Raw genomic sequence first — 16,707 nt, forward strand, 5'->3', positions numbered from 1 at the left:
ATCAACTAGTTAGTATATACTCTAAGAAATAAAGGGAATTTAATGAAAATGAAAGGGGAATGGGAACTGTGAGGGAAAGAAAAAAACTTCTATTATCTTTAATCATTATAGCCTCAATATTAGGCTTAGTTATAGGATATTTAAAGCACAATAAAGCAGAAGAGTTGAAATTAGGAAGATATGTTATGCAAGAAGACTCAAGACCAGAGAGTTGGACATGGGTTTTACTGAAGGAAAATTCTCAGTTTGAATTCAATCGTGGTATTGTTTCATATCGTCCTAGAGGTACTTACTCGATTAAGGATGGAAAGCTAATACTTTACGTTAGTGAAAAAGAATCTTATGTTTTTACAATTGATGGAGACAAGTTAATATTTGACAGAGGAGACTTCGTTGGTAATTTGGTTAAAGAAGGAGCAATTTTTAAGCTATCTGACAAGGAATAAAGAAAGATAGAATCTTCCAACATTTTAATAATAGAATTATTTCACATCATCTTTTAAAGTATACAAGATGAATAATATACTCTAACAATTTATATCATGTTAGTCGAGAGATGAGAATATCAATTTATTGATAAAGTGAAAGTAGGTGGTGTTTATGAAAAATAAACTAGAATTAGAGTTGAGGTTTATGGAGGGAGGTAACAAGTGAATAGGAAGTTTGAGTAAGGTACCTGGAGTTATAGGTGCTTTTTTGCTTGCACAATATAAGCTTTTTACTCGATCTGTATATTCAAAATATTACTATGGTTAAATTAATTAGGTAGTTCAGGCATAAAATATTTAAAATATTCGCAAGAAATTAAATTGACAAGTAAATAACAGATATGCTAAAATATAAAAAGATTTAATGAAAATGAATATCGTTATCACATGAACTACATAATCAAAAACACAAGAAATCTAATGTAGGTCTAAGTTTACAAATCGTAATATCACTTAAGGAGGAAAAAAATGAAAAGATTCATTGCAGGGTTATTAATTGGAGCAAGCTTAATGAGTGGGGTAGCTTATGCTTCAGGAGGAAAATTTGAAGTAGCTTTTCAAGCAGTACAGTTTTACTTTGATGGAGTGCAAAAATCACCTATGGGTAATCAAGGGGTATTTATCCACCAAGGAACTACATACGTACCTATTAGATTTATCTCAGAGAATCTTGGAAAGGAAGTAATATGGGATGGCAAAAACAAAGCAGTTCTAATTAATGAAAAGTTAAAAGAAATCAGCTATCAAGACGGAACCTATAGGGGAGCCTATGTAGATAGTCCTATGATGCAAGTAGGTGTGGAGTTTAAATTAGAAAGTAACATTGTTACCGCATTTAGCTTTAAGCACCTAGAGTACAAAGGTAAAGATTATTTAAAAGAAGAAGAAGATCAAACAATTATAGATCTTAAAGCACAATATGATGAGCTAGCCAATTACCTTATAGGCAAAGATATACGTGGGAGTCTAGCGGATCTCTATAAGCCAGGTATTATTGTAACAAATACAGTAGATACTTTTACAGGAGCTACACTTAGAGGTGGAAAAGTAATCTCTGCCACAAGAGACGCTTTAAATAGAGGAGTTTATAAGCCATCAGCTACTGAAAATTTAAACCAACCTCTGCTTGAGAGCTATGGAGATGGAACCTATAGAGGTACTTACATAGATGGAGGGTATCAACAGGTAGGTGTGGAGTTTAAATTAGAAAGTAACATTGTTACCGCATTTAGCTTTAAGCACCTAGAGTACAAAGGTAAAGATTATTTAAAAGAAAAAGAAGATCAAACAATTATAGGTCTTAAAGCACAATATGATGAGCTAGCCAATTACCTAATAGGCAAAGATATACGTGGGAGTCTAGCAGATCTCTATAAGCCAGGTATTATAGTAACAAATACAGTAGATACTTTTACAGGAGCTACACTTAGAGGTGGAAAAGTAATCTCTGCCACCCGAGATGCTCTAAATAGAGGACTTTACAAGCCCGAAGCTAATGGGCAATCAGGTCTAGAGATAGTGAAGAACTATGAAGATGGAATCTACAGAGGAGCTTATGTAGATGGAGGTTATCGACAAGTAGGTGTGGAGTTTAAATTAGAAAACAATATCGTTACATCATTTAGCTTGAAACACCTAGAGTATAAGGGAATAAACTATATAAACGAGAAGGAAAACCAAACAATTGTAGGCTTGAGAGAACAATATGACCAACTAGCTAATTATTTAATCGGAAAAGATATTCAAGAGAGTTTAATGAATCTTTATAAGCCTGGAGAGATAGTAACAAATCAAGTAGATACATTTACAGGAGCTACCATTAGAAGTGGAAAGATTATTTCAGCTACTCGAGATGCTCTAAATAGAGGAGTATATAGTTATTCAAAATAAAAATGCATTGAAATTTCATTGAGTATGCCCAGGCTAGTAGATTGTAGAATAAAATAAGTAAATAATATGCCGTCAATCACTTATTATGGTTGACGTCTTTTTTATGCTGATTGAATAAAACAAGAGAGTTAAAAGTAATGTTGTTATTAGATTAATAGTTGGGTTCATCGTTCTCCTAAAATCTTTGTTACAATATTATGTATATACATGAATGAAGTACATTTAAATTACCTCCAGCATAAAATGTGCTTCTATTCCTATTACCACCATAATTTATACTATGTATCATTTGATCATACAGAAAGATTTAGAGTTGAGGTTTATGGAGGGTGGTGACACTGCCTATAAGATCGGCAGAGACAGTTGCCAATCAAATGAGAGAGTATATAAATAATAACTATCAGATTCTTGGTTTGATAGGGATACAAGAAAGCCCATCCTGTGATACCTTGGGAAAAAAGGGAATTTTTATGGAGGAACTGATGGGATTATTTAAAAGAGACAATATTGATATTAGCTTCTTTGATGTTCCAGAAGGATATATAGAAGGAGAAAGTGAAGTAACTATCGACGCCTTTAGAAAACATATAAAAAGCATATTAGATAAATAAAATAGGCAATATGTTGGTAACAAACATAGTAACTATATTAGTGAGTACAAATACTAGCTTATTTTCAAGGATAGTGGGATATCACCCCACTATCCTTTATATATTCAGTCATAATAAATTGTATACTAATAATGGTTCTTAGTGTCAACACATATATGCTAAAGGCTACAATTTCCGGAAGTTGCTACATTATAATTTTGTAAAGTTTAAAGGGTTTTATTTGGAGTATAGAGAATAATTATAGATGTTTACTATGAAATGTAAACACAAAAATATAAATAGGAATGTGGTGGAGGTGTGATGTTAAAATGAAAGAAGTAACTGTTACGGTAATTCTTTTCGTAGTATCAATTGGAGCGCTTGTTTTAAGTTTTTACTCATTTAAAGAAAAAGGATTTTTGATTAATAATGCCTATATCTATGCAACAAAAAAAGAACGGAACAGTATGGATAAAAAGCCACATTATCGGCAATCAGCAATAGTATTTTTCTTGATTAGTATCATGTTTTTATTAATTGCTATTGAAGTGCTTTTGGATATCCGATGGATTCTTTACGTAGTGTTAGCAGTAATTGCTGTGACGATATTTTATGCCATTGTATCCAGTATATTAATCGAAACTAAAAAGAAATAGAGCTTTTTTCAATATATCTTTGTAAATAAGAATAAATGAGTATAATTTAGTTTTTAATTATAATACATCATATGTAAAATGCGAAGTGAAAGTATTTTGTGGGAGGGGGTTCATAATGAGGAATAAGACAACAATGATAATGGTTATGTCTATTTTGACTGTTATTATTGGCATGATTTTTAATTTTCAAGAGTTCTTAATGGGAAGTACTGCAACTATAAAGAATCTGATTGTTACATTGGCATATATAATCATTTGGATTCTTATTTTAGTAATTAGCATACAAAACAAAAATCATAGGGTCATAAAATGCTTTTCAGTATTATGGATTGTAACTTCACTTATCGCTATGGTTACAGCATATGTTAATATTACAGGTGCTTCAGCAGATTGGGCAATACCTCTTGCGATATTACTCTTAGGTCAATGGTATGGAATCCATTTTTTTGTCACAAGTTTTTTAACATCTTCCATTATAGTTGCATCTATATCTTTAGTGATGTCTTTGGTTTGTATTGTAATGCTTAGACACACAAAATGAGAGTTTGATTATCAGCTGTTTGAAAATATAATCAGAGAGCCTTAAATTCTTAGATTAATTTATTTTCTTTATAAGTCTGATAGATTTGTTATGCGAACAAAGTTCATTTTTACAATTTGAGAACATATTTTAGATATTTGGAGTCTAACAAGTAAAGGAGGTACTCTCATGAAAAGGAAATTATATTTACTAGTTTGTATGGTTATAACTATGACGCTCTTGTTTGGGTGCAGAGGTTATAATAACCGCAATTCAGACGAAGGAACAGGAAACACCGTCCAACATGATGATATAGACTGGGAGTTTACAACATATGAAAATGTTAACGATTTTGTTGGTGTTACTATGATTGTAAAGGAAGAAACAGTGTTGCCTACTGGATTGACTGTAATATTTGAGAATAATTCTGACAATCGGTGTACTTATGGTGATTATTTCTTGTTGGAAAAGAAAATCAATGAAAAGTGGTATCAGGTTCCTGTAGCTATAGAAGGGGAATATGGATTTCATGATATAGGATATGAGTTGGTTTCTGGGGACAGTGGAGAATGGAAAGTCAATTGGGACTGGCTCTATGGAAGCTTAAATACTGGTGAATATCGTATAATAAAAGATATTCTAGATATTAGAGGTACAGGGGATTATGATAAATATTATATGGCAGCAGAGTTTACAATAGATTAGCCGAAAAATGAAAAATGACTTAATGGAGGGAGCATATGCTAAGAAGTAAGCGGATTGTTGTATTAGCACACTGCATATTAAATACGAATGCAAAAGTATATGGTTTAAGCAGCTATAAAGCTATAATGACTAAATTAGTTGAATATTTTATAAAAAATGACATAGCAATGATACAGCTACCATGTCCAGAGATGCAGGTTTATGGAACAAGAAGGTGGGGACTGGTAAAAGAACAGCTTAATACTCAATTTTATCGAAAAAACTGTAGGAAAATGCTCAAAGGGTTGATTTGGCAACTAGATGACTATAAGAATAACGGTTATAACATAATAGGGATTGTTGGTGTTAATGGCAGTCCAAGCTGTGGAGTTTCCAGAACATGTAGTGGGGTTGATTGGTTTGGCGAGTTTTTAGATAAAGAAGATACATGGAGGAAGATTGAATCACTTAAATCAATTGATGGACAAGGTGTATTCATTGAGGAATTAATATTATTATTAAATAAGTATAATTTAGAAATACCCATATTTGAAATAAGCGAAACCAACACAGACGCTTCGATTGATGAGATAATATGCAAGTTTGAATCGCAGATAATTACTAATCCATAATGTTCTATATCAATAATCTAACTAGTTTATACATAACAAGATTTTACCTATACAAGTAACATTTTGTATAGAAAATATCAATTTGACTGAAACTTTCTCCTTAAGTAAACTTATATAAGTGAGTAATCTTAATAAGATGACAGAAGGAGGAGTTAACATGAAAAAAATATTATCAATATTATTAGCTTTATTGATGCTTAGTAGCCTAGTTGCTTGTTCTAGCCAAAGCACAAATGAAAAAAACACTGAAAATACCAATAATGATACCTCTTGGACTAAAGTTCAGGATAAAGGAGAATTGGTAGTAGGTAATTGTCCAGAATATCCACCATTCTCATCGAGAAACCCTAACGGTGAAATAGAAGGCTTCGACTCTGATTATGCAAAGGCATTAGGAGATGCCCTAGGTGTTAAAGTTACTATTAAAGACACAGCATGGGAAGGCTTAGTAGCTGGCTTACAAAAAGGTGACCATGATATCATCATTTCTTGTATGTCTCCAGAGGAAGCAATCGCTGCTTCCGAAAACGTTAATATGAGTATACCATATTATGAGTTAAGTGAAATTATTGTGGTAAGATCTGATGAAGAGTCTATTAAATCTAAAGAAGATCTTACTGATAAGATTATTGGAGTTCAAGCTAACACTACAAGCGAAGTAGCAGTTGATAGTTTAAAAGATATGGATATTATTGTGAAGGATATTACCAAGTATAATCGAAATCAAGAGGCTCTAATTGATTTAATAAATGGGAGAGTAGACGCTGTAGTTGTTGGTTACGCATATGCTGCCACGAAAGCAAAAGATAATACTGAATTAAAAATAATAAATGATCCTGTAAGATCTGTTGATATTGTTGTTGTAATTAACAAAGGTGCTGATGATTTAACAGATAAAATAAATGAAGCTATAAATACAGTAAAACAAAATGGAGCCTATGATACTATACATAAAAAATGGTTGGGGTTAGAGTAGATGAATGCTCTTGATTTTAAGTTTCTTATTCCATACATACCGCAATTAATTAATTCAGCTAAAATAACAATAAAACTAGGAGTGCTATCCTTTGGGATAGCACTTTGTATAGCTATCATAGTAGGGACCCTAAGAACATTAAAATTACCGAGATTACTAAAAGTATTATTTGCAGTATATGTTGAAATATTTAGGGGAACTCCATTATTAATACAATTATTTTTTATTTATTATGGTTTACCTAGATTTGGTATACTTTTTAAGCCATTTACTGCTGCTGTAATAGGTTTATCCTTAAATAGTGGTGCCTACATGTCAGAAGTTGTCAGAGGATCAGTTAATTCTATAGAAATAGGGCAGTATGAAGCTGCATATAGCTTGGGATATAGCAAAACACAAGCTTTTCTGCATATTATCTTCCCTCAAGCCTTTCGTGTTATGTTACCCACCATTATGAACTATTTTTCCACAATGATAAAAGAAACTTCCCTTGCTTCTGTATTGACAATAGCCGAGTTAACTAGAATTGGTAACCAAATTTATGCTAGAACCTTAAGTCCTTTTGAAATTTATATTACATTGGGCACAGTATATTTTATAATGACATATTCTGTTTCGTTATTATCGAAGGTAATAGAGAGGAGAATAAGCCTATGGACCCGTTAATAGAGATTAAAAACTTACAAAAGTCTTATGGAAAAAATCATGTGTTAAAAGGAATCACAACTAGCATAAAGAAGGGTGAAATAGTGTCTGTTATTGGTCCCAGTGGCTCGGGAAAAAGTACGCTAATTCGATGCATGAATGCTTTGGAAAGATTAGATGAAGGGGAAATAATCATAAATGGAGAAAACATTAATAATGGTAATAAAATTAGCAGAAAGATTGCAATGGTTTTTCAACATTTCAACCTCTTTCCCCACTATAAGGTAATAGATAATCTTATTAATCCGTGCAAAATCGTAAGAGGAATGAGCGATAAAGAAGCGAAGAAATTAGCTGTTGATTTATTAGAAAAAGTGAAACTGTTGGATAAAGCAAATGAATATCCATCGAGTTTATCGGGTGGTCAAAAACAGAGAGTAGCCATTGCTAGGGCTTTATCAATGAATCCAGAAATAATACTATTTGATGAACCAACCTCCTCATTAGACCCAGAATTAGCATATGAGGTTTTTGATACAATGAAATCTATTGCAAGAAGTGATTTGACTATTTTGCTTGTTACCCATCAAATCAATATGGTTAAGAACTTTTCTTCCAGGGTAATTTTTTTAGAAAATGGTCATATATATTTTGATGGTACACCAGATGAATTAATTAACAATACTGATAATAGAATAAAGCAATTTCTAGAAAAAGTATACTATTAATTAAGACTTTAAGGCTTGGCTAAAAATAGTGAGATTAACTATATATTCAGTACTTTTATCCACCCTCCTGCATAGAATAGTATGTATACTACAAATATAGGAGGGTTAAATTATGAGTAAAAAAGGACATATCTATAGGCTATTTCCAGGAGGCAATACCCCTTCCGGCTTCTATTCCTATTACCACCATGTAATAGACCTTAAAAAGGCAAATCATGTATACATAATAAAGGGAGGTCCCGGTGTAGGAAAGTCTCAGCTAATGAAGACCATAGGCAATCGGTTGGTGGAAGAGGGCTACGATACTGAATTTCATCATTGTTCAGCTGATCCCGATAGTATTGATGCGGTGGTTTTTCCGCAGCTTAAAATTGCCATGATTGATGGTACCTCACCCCATGTTATCGACCCCAAATTTCCGGGAGCAGTGGATGAGATCATCAACCTAGGGGATTTTTGGAATGAGGCTGCTATGAAGGAAAATAAAGCTGCAGTTATTAAAGCAATGGAGGATTACAGTAAAATATACAAAAGGGTATATAAGTACCTAGCAGCAGCTAAGCTTGTTCACGATGATATAGAATGGATTTATAATGAAGCTGTAGATTATAACGCAATCAAAAAGAAATTTGCTCCCTTAATTGGTTTGTTAGACATTAAGGATATGGATAAGGAATCCTATCAAAGACATTTATTTGGAAGTGCCTATACCCATAAAGGACATATACATTATGGAGAAACCTATTTATCACCGATAAAGCATAAGTTTCATATAAATAGTGAAAGTATTCATATAGGATCCTATATCTTAGAATATGCAAAAAAATACTTGGTTGAAAAGGGATATGATATGATTAATTACCATCATCCTCTTGAACCAGAAAGACTAGAAACTATTGTAGCGCCCGAGCTTGATGTATCCATAACCACATTGCCAGATGTGGGAGGCAAAACTGTTCTAGATAGTAAGAAATATCTAGATTCAAAGGTATTCAATAAATACAATGATTTAATGAAGGAAAGTGAAGAATACTATAACAAACTAATGGCTATTGTTTTTAAAGATTTAAAAAGGGCAAAAGGAGATCATGATATTATAGAGACCTACTATATTCCAAATATAAATTTTAGTAAGGTGGATAAATTGCGAGATTCCTTAATAGAAAAGATTTTAAATAAATAATAATTTTATTTAGCAAAAACAGCTTAATTAGGCTGTTTTGCTGTTTTTGAAGAATTTTTTAAGGGAGATTCTAAATATATAAAAAAAATAAAAAGGAATTAGAAGAAAAATATGGAATAAGGTATATGGATTTGAAATGCAAAAATATTTACATCTTTTAGATATTTCTCAATAAGGGGAGATTTTATGAATGTCAATTCATATATACTTGGAAATTATAACTATTGTGCATTGATTAATAGTATAACAGATAAAGTAGTTATATTTAGGGTAATTCATGATTCTCAGGGCAATACAGTGGATTACTTAGTCGAGGAAGTAAATCAATCCTTTATAGTAGCATCAGGTTTAACAAGGGAGGCTATAATAGGAAGAAGTATAAGAAATGGGATGGACTTCCTTGATATAAAAATCAACTGGGTAAGCTGTTTTAATGAGGCATATAATCAAAGGCTAAGGGGTAATTGCTCAGATAGGGAATTAAAGTCTGGTAGCTTCAATTATTCAGTTCTTTGTGATGAGGACTTTATGACTGTTATAGTGAAGGATAACAGGACTGAGGATGAAATCTTCAAGAAGGATAGAGCCAGTTATCAATTGCTGATAGATTCATTCCCACAAGGTATGATCGTTCATAATAAAGAGAGAATAATGCTTGCAAATAAAACCATAGCAAATCTTTTAAATATAGAAAGCTCTAAATTAATGGATATATCTATTCTTGATATAACCCATCCTAGCGATAAGTCCGAAATTAAAAGTAAACTCAATTCTATTACCGAGGGAGTAGAGCTTGTTCAAAGCTATGTTATTAGGGGAATTACTACTGATAATAGAATGCTGGAGCTTGAGGTTCATAGTTTCCCCTTTACAAGAGATAATCGGAATATCATTTTGTCCATTGTATTTGACATTACCAAGCATAAGGGTTATAAATATACAGATTTCTCCATTGAGGATCACTCTGTTGAAAAAATCTTAGAATATGATCGTATGAAAACAGATTTCTTCTCTAATATATCCCATGAGTTCAAAACACCCTTAAATGTTATATTGGGCACATTGCAACTTATGAATTTGTATTTAAAGGATGCTAGTGCCAGCTCCCTAGAGAATAGAATGAGACAGAAAATTAATATAATGCAACAAAACTGCTATCGATTACTCCGGTTGGTCAATAATATAATAGATATTACTAAAATAGATAGAGGCTATTATCAAATTAATTTAGAAAATCATAATATCATTAAAATCGTTGAAGTGATTGCCCTTTCCGTAAAAGATTATATAGAAGCTAAGGGAATAAAATTTACTTTTGAAACAGATATAGATTCTAAAGTCACAGCCTGCGATCCAGATAAAATAGAAAGAATTATCCTTAATTTATTATCAAACGCTATAAAATTCACGAAAGCTGGTGGCGAAATTTCAGTTCATATTAAGGAAAAGGGTGGTAATCTTAAAATTCTAGTAAAGGATACGGGAATAGGTATACCGCCTGATAAAACAAATATTATTTTTGAACGTTTTATACAAGTGGATAAGTCCTTTATTAAAGATAATATTGGCAGCGGAATAGGTCTATCCCTGGTAAAATCATTAGTAGAAATGCATAATGGTAAAATCCATGTGGAAAGTCAGCTAAATAAGGGTAGTGAGTTTATAATCGAACTACCGGTTTTTACAGTGGCAGCCAATAAACTTGCTACTGAAGTAGCTCCAGATTATCATAATGGCCCCGTTGAAAAAATTAGTATAGAATTTTCGGATATTTACTATCATAATAAGGTCATTTAGGGATGTTTTTCATATAATATTGATTTTAATCACAGATTACATCATAAATATAGACTAAAATAATAATAACAACAAATTAATAGGAGGTATTTATTTATGAGTAGAAATCAGTTAATTAAGAATATGCCTTTATCTCAGGCAACAAAGATGGTGGATCTAATCGACTATCATGAAGGACAAGTTGTTAGCAGAACAATATCCCAGAGGGATGACCTCAGTATAACTCTATTTGCCTTTGACAAGGGAGAGGCCATTAGCACCCACTCATCCCCTGGAGATGCACTGGTTCACGTTCTAGATGGTAAGGCTGAAATTACAATAGGTGAAGAAAAAATTATTGCAACTGAAGGTGATGTTGTGGTAATGCCAGCCAACATTCCCCATGGCCTTGATGCTATAGAAAAATTTAAGATGTTCCTAGTGGTGGTAAAGCCAAATTAATTTAAACTAATTAAACATGGGACACCATAGCCTTCCTATGCATAATATGTAATGCAAATAGGAAGGAGGAACACAAATGCAATTTGTACCAAAAACTAAGAGTCAAGCTGCATCAGTTAATGCAGAGGGGTGTCACAAACCAATTAGCAATTGTCCACAGCTACCAGGCACCATACTTCGAATAAATATTCCAGCAGGGGCAGTAATCAACCTACTGAATCTGATAGAAATAGCTTCTCCCAGTGGTATATGCTTAATAATTAGAATACCTCTTTTAGGGGGAAACTCTACAAAGGCCTTCAGTTTGGATAACTTAATTCAAACAATAGAAAAAGCAGGGGGCAGTATAGAAATTTTACCAGAGTAAATGATGTTTATGGGCGACTTATAGGTCGCCCTTTAAAATTTTAGAATATCTAAATAATTTTTGATAACCTATTTATTTTGTATTATAATGATAGTAGTTAGAAAACTTTACAAAGGAGATGAAATAATGGAAAGGGTTGTAGAGAGGTTTATTAGGTATGCAAAATTTGATACAAAATCTGATCCTAATTCTGAGGTTTGTCCAAGCACTAAGGGGCAATATGCCTTGGGAGAAGAGCTGGTAAAGGAGCTCCTTGAAATAGGCCTTACAGATGCAAACATTGATGAGAATGGCTATGTAATGGCAACACTACCCTCCAATATAGATGAAAATATTCCCACCATCGGATTTATTGCTCATATGGATACCAGTCCTGATATGTCTGGCTTAAATGTAAAACCTCAAATAGTAGAAAATTATGACGGCAAGGATATTGTATTAAGCGCTGAAAAAAATGTAGTCCTTTCACCTAAGGATTTTCCAGATTTATTAAATTATGTTGGTGAAACCCTAATAACAACCGATGGTACCACTTTGCTGGGAGTAGACAATAAGGCAGGAATAGCCGAAATCATTACTGCTGTTGAGTATCTAATAAATAATCCCCATATTAAGCATGGAACCATAAAAATTGCCTTTACACCAGATGAAGAGATCGGTAGAGGGGCAAACTTGTTTGATGTAAAGACCTTTGGTGCTGATTATGCTTATACCATGGATGGAGGCCCTGTAGGAGAATTAGAATACGAAAACTTTAATGCAGCAAGTGCAAAAATTAAAATTCAGGGTAGAAATGTACACCCAGGAACGGCGAAAAATAAAATGAAAAACTCCATACTCATAGCTATGGAATTAAACGGAATGCTTCCGGTGAATGAAAGACCTGAACATACTGAAGGCTATGAAGGCTTCTTCCATCTCAATGATATAAAAGGAGATGTGGAGGAAACTTATTTAGAATATATTATCCGGGACCATCATAAAGACTTATTCCAAAAGAAGAAGAAAACAATTATAGAAGCAGTTGCATTTTTAAATTCCAAGTACGGCCATGATACTATCCACATGGACTTAAAGGACGCTTATTACAATATGAAGGAAAAAATTGAGCCTGTGATGGATATTATATTAAAGGCAAAGAAGGCTATGGAGGATCTTGGAATTAAGCCAATCATTAAGCCAGTGCGGGGAGGAACAGATGGAGCTAGATTGTCTTATATGGGTTTGCCCTGTCCTAATATATTTGCTGGAGGACATAATTATCATGGTAAATATGAGTACATACCAGTAAACTCTCTAAAAAAAGCAGTGGATGTAATACTTAAAATCATTCAAGACCTAGCTGTTTAAATTTATTTTGATTTGTTGAAGCCTAGTATTATGAGGAAGTTTAATTCCTTCTAATGCTGGGCTTTTTTATGTCTTATAGTTGATTAATTGAAACACCATTTTTTTAACAAAGGAATAATATGTATTACCCAAGACATTTTCATAAAGCAATTAAAAGGAGGAAATATAATGAATCAATATCAACATCCGAATTATATGCCTGCCATGGGCTATATGCATGGTATATACCCTATACCCTTTATGCCTGTCTGTGTTATGCTGTCTAATGCATATGTTCCATATCAATACTACAATCAAACCTTTCCCTTAGCAGAAGCTCTAGATAAAGGGACCTATTTTCCAGACTTGTATCAGCCATATGTTGAAAAGGATAAGAGGGGGTGTATGTAATGGGTCATGAAAGAGTTCATTTATTAAAGAAAATTCAAGAGGTTGAGTTTGCAGCTGTGGAATTGCAGCTATTTTTAGATACTCACCCTCAAGATCAGAGGGCTCTAATGGAGTTTAACCACTACTCTAGGGAGCTTATGATGCTTAAGCAACAATTTGAAATGCAGTATGGGCCCTTACTAAACTTTGGCTTTTCACCAAGCCAATATCCTTGGAGATGGATAGAGGGTCCATGGCCTTGGGAAAGACAGTATTAAGGAGAGGGAGGAAATATTAAATGTGGATATATGAAAAAAAACTACAATACCCAGTGAAGATTGTATCTTGCGACTTAAAGCTGGCTAGATACTTATTTACACAATATGGTGGACCTGATGGAGAGCTATCGGCAGCCATTCGATATTTAAATCAAAGATATACCATTCCTACAAATGAAGCAAAGGCTTTACTAACAGATATAGGTACAGAGGAACTAGCCCATGTTGAAATTATCACAACCATGATATATCAACTAACAGAGGGGGCTACAGTTGAGCAATTAGAGGCCGCAGGATTAGGGACCTTCTATGCTATTAGGAATGGAGCCTTATTCCCAGCTGATCCCAATGGAGTACCCTGGACTGCTGCCTATATTCAAGCCCATGCAGACCCTGTTGCTGACCTCCATGAAGATATGGCAGCAGAGCAGAAGGCAAGAGCAACCTACGAGCATTTACTTAATCTAGCAGAAGACCCTGGTGCAAAGGATGCCTTAAGATTTTTAAGGGAGAGGGAAGTAGTGCATTTCCAAAGGTTTGGGGAGGCCTTAAGGATTGTACAGGAGTATCAACAAGCGAAGAAGGTATATTAGCTCATATTGATGTGATGGACGTAAATCTATTAGCCCATGTAGAAGGGATAGAATTGATAAAAATTAAACAATCTCTTTATAAGATGGCCTTCAAGAGATTGAGCACCATAGCCACAGAGGCTCAATGTCTAAAGCAAATGGTTAGAGTGGTAATATTTGTTTAAAGTGTTTTTAGAGCTTTCTGTAGCTATCTGTCAAAAATTAATGGTATAAAATGCATCTATTACAATTATATGAATTAAACTGATGGTTAAAGCAGAAACCTTCAATATAATTAGCAATTTTATGAAAACAGGATTAAAGGACATTTATATGTGTCCAGCTAGGCTGTATCACTCCAGAATGAAAATGTATCTGTTCATTAAGATACCGAAGAAATTTCCTAAATTTAACTACAACGTCCTCCATGCTTTTAGATATATCAGAAGAAATATGCAACATAAATTCTCTAATCTTGACAGGCGTGACTTCAGATAAATCTGATACGCCTTGATCATAGATAAATCTAGCAAAGATTCGGATAATAGATTCTATGTTTTGTTTTGCTCTTCTGATAAATCAAGTATGGCTACAAAAGCTTTAACTATGTATTCAAAAGAATCAGGAAGAGTAATAGCTTTTCTATGACTGTACACTTTCCACTTATAGCTACCGGATACAAGGGCTTTCCGTCCTATCATTGACTATTATCAAGCACAAAGTTCTAATATAAGCTTTTATGCCTTGAAGGCTCTCGACAATAATCGAGTAGCTAGAAAACAGGATAATTAATCCTGTTTTCTTTGCTATCACAGAACTTATTCCCATTTTTTTTTATCTTGAGATTGGAGTTCAATTTACTATTGTAATTTACTAAAGAGACACATATAATGTATATAATAGAAATAAAGTAATTTATTGGATTTGAGAATATGAATATAATCAGATAATAACTAGCCTAATCCATAAAAATCTGCATATAAATATTTAAATCTTTTTTTTTGAAAAACCAAGTAGGATCTCTTTGTTTTGAAAATATCTTTATGTGATTACTGTATAAGAAAGATGAAATATCATGTTGTGAAGGACATATATTGGTGCGTATTTATATCGCATGAGCGGTGGAACGGAGGCGACAATGAAAAAAGTCATTAGTTTAACTCTTATTTTTGCGATAATCATTGTATTGGGAACCGTTATTTTAAAAGACATGAAGGAGGCGGATAATATCAATGATTCTACAAATGGCTTGCAACCAACTAGATTTTTGCCAGAACAATTGAACACTCTTGAGGGAGTTTCTGTTATTCACATTGAATACGATAACGATGCTAATGCGATAAAATGGACATTGCAAAACAATACAAGCTATACTATTTACTATGGAGAAGAAATAATACTTGAAAAAAATCATAATGATGAGTGGTACGAGATACCGTATTCTGGAAAAATTGGCTTCACCAGCATTTTAAATTACTTATCGCCCTCGAGTTCGATAGAAGATAGTATACGAATGAGTACATGGGTATCTGTTTTTGCCGGTGAGTATCGAATTATTTATGAAGTATCCCCACAAGAATATTACAAAAATCTGTACCCAATAAGTGCGAATTTTACGATTGATCAATAGGGTGAAAGAGGACGCTTTGTCACCATTGAAAAAGGGGCTGTTTTTCCAGAACCACTGAGCTAAAAATACTTCCTTTCGGGTTAATAACAGACAAGGGGGCAGGGACTTGTCTGATAGCTAAAAAATGTTACAACATAGCTGAGGCGGTACAATATGCTAAGCAAGCATGAAAAAAGAGTAAAACAGGGATTTTTAATATAATGAAAAGAGGAATTAATCGCCAATACATTTGAAGATGAAGAGTATTATATCAAATTCATTGATATAAACCAAGACATTAAAGAAAAGAGTGGATTTGAGCTCTATGGAAACTGATTAATGGGAAATCATGTACAAACAAGGGCATAGGTACGTTGTTTGTGAGAATTACATTCTAGGTGGTATTCAATGTTAATTAAAAAAGGGCAAAGGTTTTCATGGAGTGCACAATGATAAATGGTACTGTCAAGTCCAAAACCCCAGCATTACCAACCCGTAGAAGTTCCTGAAATATTACCTATAACTCCATGGTACAGAGGAACTAGCCCATGTTGAAATTATCACAACCATGATATATCAACTAACAGAGGGGGCTACAGTTGAGCAATTAGAGGCCGCTGGATTAGGGACCTTCTATGCTATTAGGAATGGAGCCTTATTCCCAGCTGATCCCAATGGAGTACCCTGGACTGCTACCTATATTCAAGCCCATGCAGACCCTGTTGCTGACCTCCATGAAGATATGGCAGCAGAGCAGAAGGCAAGAGCAACCTACGAGCATTTACTTAATCTAGCAGAAGACCCTGGTGCAAAGGATGCCTTAAGATTCTTAAGGGAAAGGGAAGTAGTACATTTCCAAAGATTTGGGGAGGCCTTAAGGATTGTACAGGAGTATCAACAAGCGAAGAAAGTATATTAGCTTAATAATGGAA

21 protein-coding genes and 1 pseudogene are annotated in these 16,707 nt (G+C 33.5%); 21 read left to right on the forward strand and 1 reads right to left on the reverse strand.

Going from position 1 to position 16,707, the window contains the following annotated elements; translation table 11 throughout:
• Positions 1–68: 68 nt before the first annotated feature.
• The 19 genes from F8153_RS12520 to F8153_RS16205 all read left to right on the forward strand — a co-directional run bounded on the left by F8153_RS12520 (position 69) and on the right by F8153_RS16205 (position 14,351).
• Positions 69–446 carry a hypothetical protein gene (locus F8153_RS12520; RefSeq protein ID WP_151866698.1) on the forward strand — a complete coding sequence of 126 codons (378 nt, stop codon included), beginning with the start codon at positions 69–71 and terminating at the stop codon, positions 444–446.
• Between the two features lie 510 nt (positions 447–956).
• Positions 957–2,378, forward strand: coding sequence for an FMN-binding protein (locus F8153_RS12525; RefSeq protein WP_151866699.1), 1,422 nt, complete (start codon positions 957–959; stop codon positions 2,376–2,378).
• A 329-nt stretch (positions 2,379–2,707) separates the two neighbouring features.
• Positions 2,708–2,989, forward strand: a complete 282-nt coding sequence (locus tag F8153_RS12530; protein ID WP_151866700.1) for a hypothetical protein — start codon at positions 2,708–2,710, stop codon at positions 2,987–2,989.
• 308 nt (positions 2,990–3,297) lie between these two features.
• Positions 3,298–3,624, forward strand: a complete 327-nt coding sequence (locus F8153_RS12535) for a DUF3784 domain-containing protein (protein WP_151866701.1) — start codon at positions 3,298–3,300, stop codon at positions 3,622–3,624.
• Between the two features lie 115 nt (positions 3,625–3,739).
• Positions 3,740–4,165, forward strand: coding sequence for a hypothetical protein (locus F8153_RS12540; protein WP_151866702.1), 426 nt, complete (start codon positions 3,740–3,742; stop codon positions 4,163–4,165).
• A 168-nt stretch (positions 4,166–4,333) separates the two neighbouring features.
• Complete coding sequence (locus F8153_RS12545; protein ID WP_151866703.1) at positions 4,334–4,849, forward strand: immunoglobulin-like domain-containing protein; 516 nt, start codon at positions 4,334–4,336, stop codon at positions 4,847–4,849.
• A gap of 35 nt (positions 4,850–4,884) precedes the next feature.
• Entirely contained in the window at positions 4,885–5,460 is a 576-nt protein-coding gene (locus F8153_RS12550; RefSeq protein WP_151866704.1) for a CD3072 family TudS-related putative desulfidase, read from the forward strand.
• Positions 5,461–5,617: 157 nt separating this feature from the next.
• On the forward strand, positions 5,618–6,436 hold the full coding sequence (locus tag F8153_RS12555) for a transporter substrate-binding domain-containing protein (protein ID WP_243136971.1): 819 nt from the start codon (positions 5,618–5,620) through the stop codon (positions 6,434–6,436).
• Positions 6,437–7,102: an amino acid ABC transporter permease gene (locus F8153_RS12560; RefSeq protein ID WP_151866706.1), complete on the forward strand. Its 666-nt coding sequence runs from the start codon at positions 6,437–6,439 to the stop codon at positions 7,100–7,102.
• The gene (locus tag F8153_RS12565) at positions 7,090–7,809 is read left to right on the forward strand and encodes an amino acid ABC transporter ATP-binding protein (RefSeq protein WP_151866707.1); all 720 of its coding nucleotides are present in this window, start codon (positions 7,090–7,092) and stop codon (positions 7,807–7,809) included. Before F8153_RS12560 ends, F8153_RS12565 begins: the two co-directional genes overlap by 13 nt.
• Before the next feature lie 112 nt (positions 7,810–7,921).
• Positions 7,922–8,992 carry an ATPase gene (locus F8153_RS12570; RefSeq protein ID WP_151866708.1) on the forward strand — a complete coding sequence of 357 codons (1,071 nt, stop codon included), beginning with the start codon at positions 7,922–7,924 and terminating at the stop codon, positions 8,990–8,992.
• A gap of 186 nt (positions 8,993–9,178) precedes the next feature.
• Positions 9,179–10,789 (forward strand): PAS domain-containing sensor histidine kinase, encoded by a 1,611-nt coding sequence (locus tag F8153_RS12575; RefSeq protein WP_151866709.1) that lies wholly within the window; start codon positions 9,179–9,181, stop codon positions 10,787–10,789.
• Positions 10,790–10,885: 96 nt separating this feature from the next.
• Positions 10,886–11,230, forward strand: a complete 345-nt coding sequence (locus F8153_RS12580; protein WP_151866710.1) for a cupin domain-containing protein — start codon at positions 10,886–10,888, stop codon at positions 11,228–11,230.
• A 76-nt stretch (positions 11,231–11,306) separates the two neighbouring features.
• Positions 11,307–11,597: a hypothetical protein gene (locus F8153_RS12585; protein WP_243136972.1), complete on the forward strand. Its 291-nt coding sequence runs from the start codon at positions 11,307–11,309 to the stop codon at positions 11,595–11,597.
• Between the two features lie 126 nt (positions 11,598–11,723).
• Complete coding sequence (pepT, locus tag F8153_RS12590; RefSeq protein ID WP_151866711.1) at positions 11,724–12,947, forward strand: peptidase T; 1,224 nt, start codon at positions 11,724–11,726, stop codon at positions 12,945–12,947.
• Positions 12,948–13,115: 168 nt separating this feature from the next.
• Positions 13,116–13,337 carry a spore coat associated protein CotJA gene (locus F8153_RS12595; protein WP_151866712.1) on the forward strand — a complete coding sequence of 74 codons (222 nt, stop codon included), beginning with the start codon at positions 13,116–13,118 and terminating at the stop codon, positions 13,335–13,337.
• On the forward strand, positions 13,337–13,594 hold the full coding sequence (locus tag F8153_RS12600) for a spore coat protein CotJB (RefSeq protein WP_151866713.1): 258 nt from the start codon (positions 13,337–13,339) through the stop codon (positions 13,592–13,594). The genes F8153_RS12595 and F8153_RS12600 overlap by 1 nt, the downstream gene beginning before the upstream one ends.
• 20 nt (positions 13,595–13,614) lie before the next feature.
• Complete coding sequence (locus F8153_RS12605; RefSeq protein ID WP_151866714.1) at positions 13,615–14,187, forward strand: manganese catalase family protein; 573 nt, start codon at positions 13,615–13,617, stop codon at positions 14,185–14,187.
• A gap of 11 nt (positions 14,188–14,198) precedes the next feature.
• Positions 14,199–14,351, forward strand: coding sequence for a hypothetical protein (locus tag F8153_RS16205; protein ID WP_192929805.1), 153 nt, complete (start codon positions 14,199–14,201; stop codon positions 14,349–14,351).
• Between the two features lie 366 nt (positions 14,352–14,717).
• Here F8153_RS16205 and F8153_RS16210 read toward each other — a convergent pair whose 3' ends face one another.
• Positions 14,718–14,867: a hypothetical protein gene (locus tag F8153_RS16210; protein WP_192929806.1), complete on the reverse strand. Its 150-nt coding sequence runs from the start codon at positions 14,865–14,867 to the stop codon at positions 14,718–14,720.
• A 437-nt stretch (positions 14,868–15,304) separates the two neighbouring features.
• Between F8153_RS16210 and F8153_RS12610 the strand changes: the two genes are divergently transcribed.
• Together F8153_RS12610 and F8153_RS12615 are read left to right on the forward strand one after the other, a co-directional pair.
• Positions 15,305–15,796 (forward strand): immunoglobulin-like domain-containing protein, encoded by a 492-nt coding sequence (locus tag F8153_RS12610; protein ID WP_151866715.1) that lies wholly within the window; start codon positions 15,305–15,307, stop codon positions 15,794–15,796.
• 520 nt (positions 15,797–16,316) lie between these two features.
• Positions 16,317–16,694: pseudogene (locus F8153_RS12615) on the forward strand (manganese catalase family protein); the annotation flags it as partial.
• Between the last annotated feature and the right edge of the window lie 13 nt (positions 16,695–16,707).

It is taken from the genome of Alkaliphilus serpentinus, from assembly GCF_009017255.1.
GTDB classification, from domain to species: domain Bacteria; phylum Bacillota; class Clostridia; order Peptostreptococcales; family Natronincolaceae; genus Alkaliphilus_D; species Alkaliphilus_D serpentinus.

Bases quoted from the DNA above. Each gene is read 5' to 3' on its own strand.
- F8153_RS12525 (WP_151866699.1), top strand. From the start codon at position 957: ATGAAAAGATTCATTGCAGGGTTATTAATTGGAGCAAGCTTAATGAGT.
- F8153_RS12585 (WP_243136972.1), top strand. From the start codon at position 11,307: ATGCAATTTGTACCAAAAACTAAGAGTCAAGCTGCATCAGTTAATGCA.
- pepT (WP_151866711.1), top strand. From the start codon at position 11,724: ATGGAAAGGGTTGTAGAGAGGTTTATTAGGTATGCAAAATTTGATACA.
- F8153_RS12570 (WP_151866708.1), top strand. From the start codon at position 7,922: ATGAGTAAAAAAGGACATATCTATAGGCTATTTCCAGGAGGCAATACC.
- F8153_RS12565 (WP_151866707.1), top strand. From the start codon at position 7,090: ATGGACCCGTTAATAGAGATTAAAAACTTACAAAAGTCTTATGGAAAA.
- F8153_RS12560 (WP_151866706.1), top strand. From the start codon at position 6,437: ATGAATGCTCTTGATTTTAAGTTTCTTATTCCATACATACCGCAATTA.
- F8153_RS12540 (WP_151866702.1), top strand. From the start codon at position 3,740: ATGAGGAATAAGACAACAATGATAATGGTTATGTCTATTTTGACTGTT.
- F8153_RS12550 (WP_151866704.1), top strand. From the start codon at position 4,885: ATGCTAAGAAGTAAGCGGATTGTTGTATTAGCACACTGCATATTAAAT.
- F8153_RS12575 (WP_151866709.1), top strand. From the start codon at position 9,179: ATGAATGTCAATTCATATATACTTGGAAATTATAACTATTGTGCATTG.
- F8153_RS12600 (WP_151866713.1), top strand. From the start codon at position 13,337: ATGGGTCATGAAAGAGTTCATTTATTAAAGAAAATTCAAGAGGTTGAG.
- F8153_RS12580 (WP_151866710.1), top strand. From the start codon at position 10,886: ATGAGTAGAAATCAGTTAATTAAGAATATGCCTTTATCTCAGGCAACA.
- F8153_RS12595 (WP_151866712.1), top strand. From the start codon at position 13,116: ATGAATCAATATCAACATCCGAATTATATGCCTGCCATGGGCTATATG.
- F8153_RS12605 (WP_151866714.1), top strand. From the start codon at position 13,615: ATGTGGATATATGAAAAAAAACTACAATACCCAGTGAAGATTGTATCT.
- F8153_RS16210 (WP_192929806.1), bottom strand. From the start codon at position 14,867: ATGATAGGACGGAAAGCCCTTGTATCCGGTAGCTATAAGTGGAAAGTG.
- F8153_RS12610 (WP_151866715.1), top strand. From the start codon at position 15,305: ATGAAAAAAGTCATTAGTTTAACTCTTATTTTTGCGATAATCATTGTA.
- F8153_RS12555 (WP_243136971.1), top strand. From the start codon at position 5,618: ATGAAAAAAATATTATCAATATTATTAGCTTTATTGATGCTTAGTAGC.
- F8153_RS12535 (WP_151866701.1), top strand. From the start codon at position 3,298: ATGAAAGAAGTAACTGTTACGGTAATTCTTTTCGTAGTATCAATTGGA.
- F8153_RS12545 (WP_151866703.1), top strand. From the start codon at position 4,334: ATGAAAAGGAAATTATATTTACTAGTTTGTATGGTTATAACTATGACG.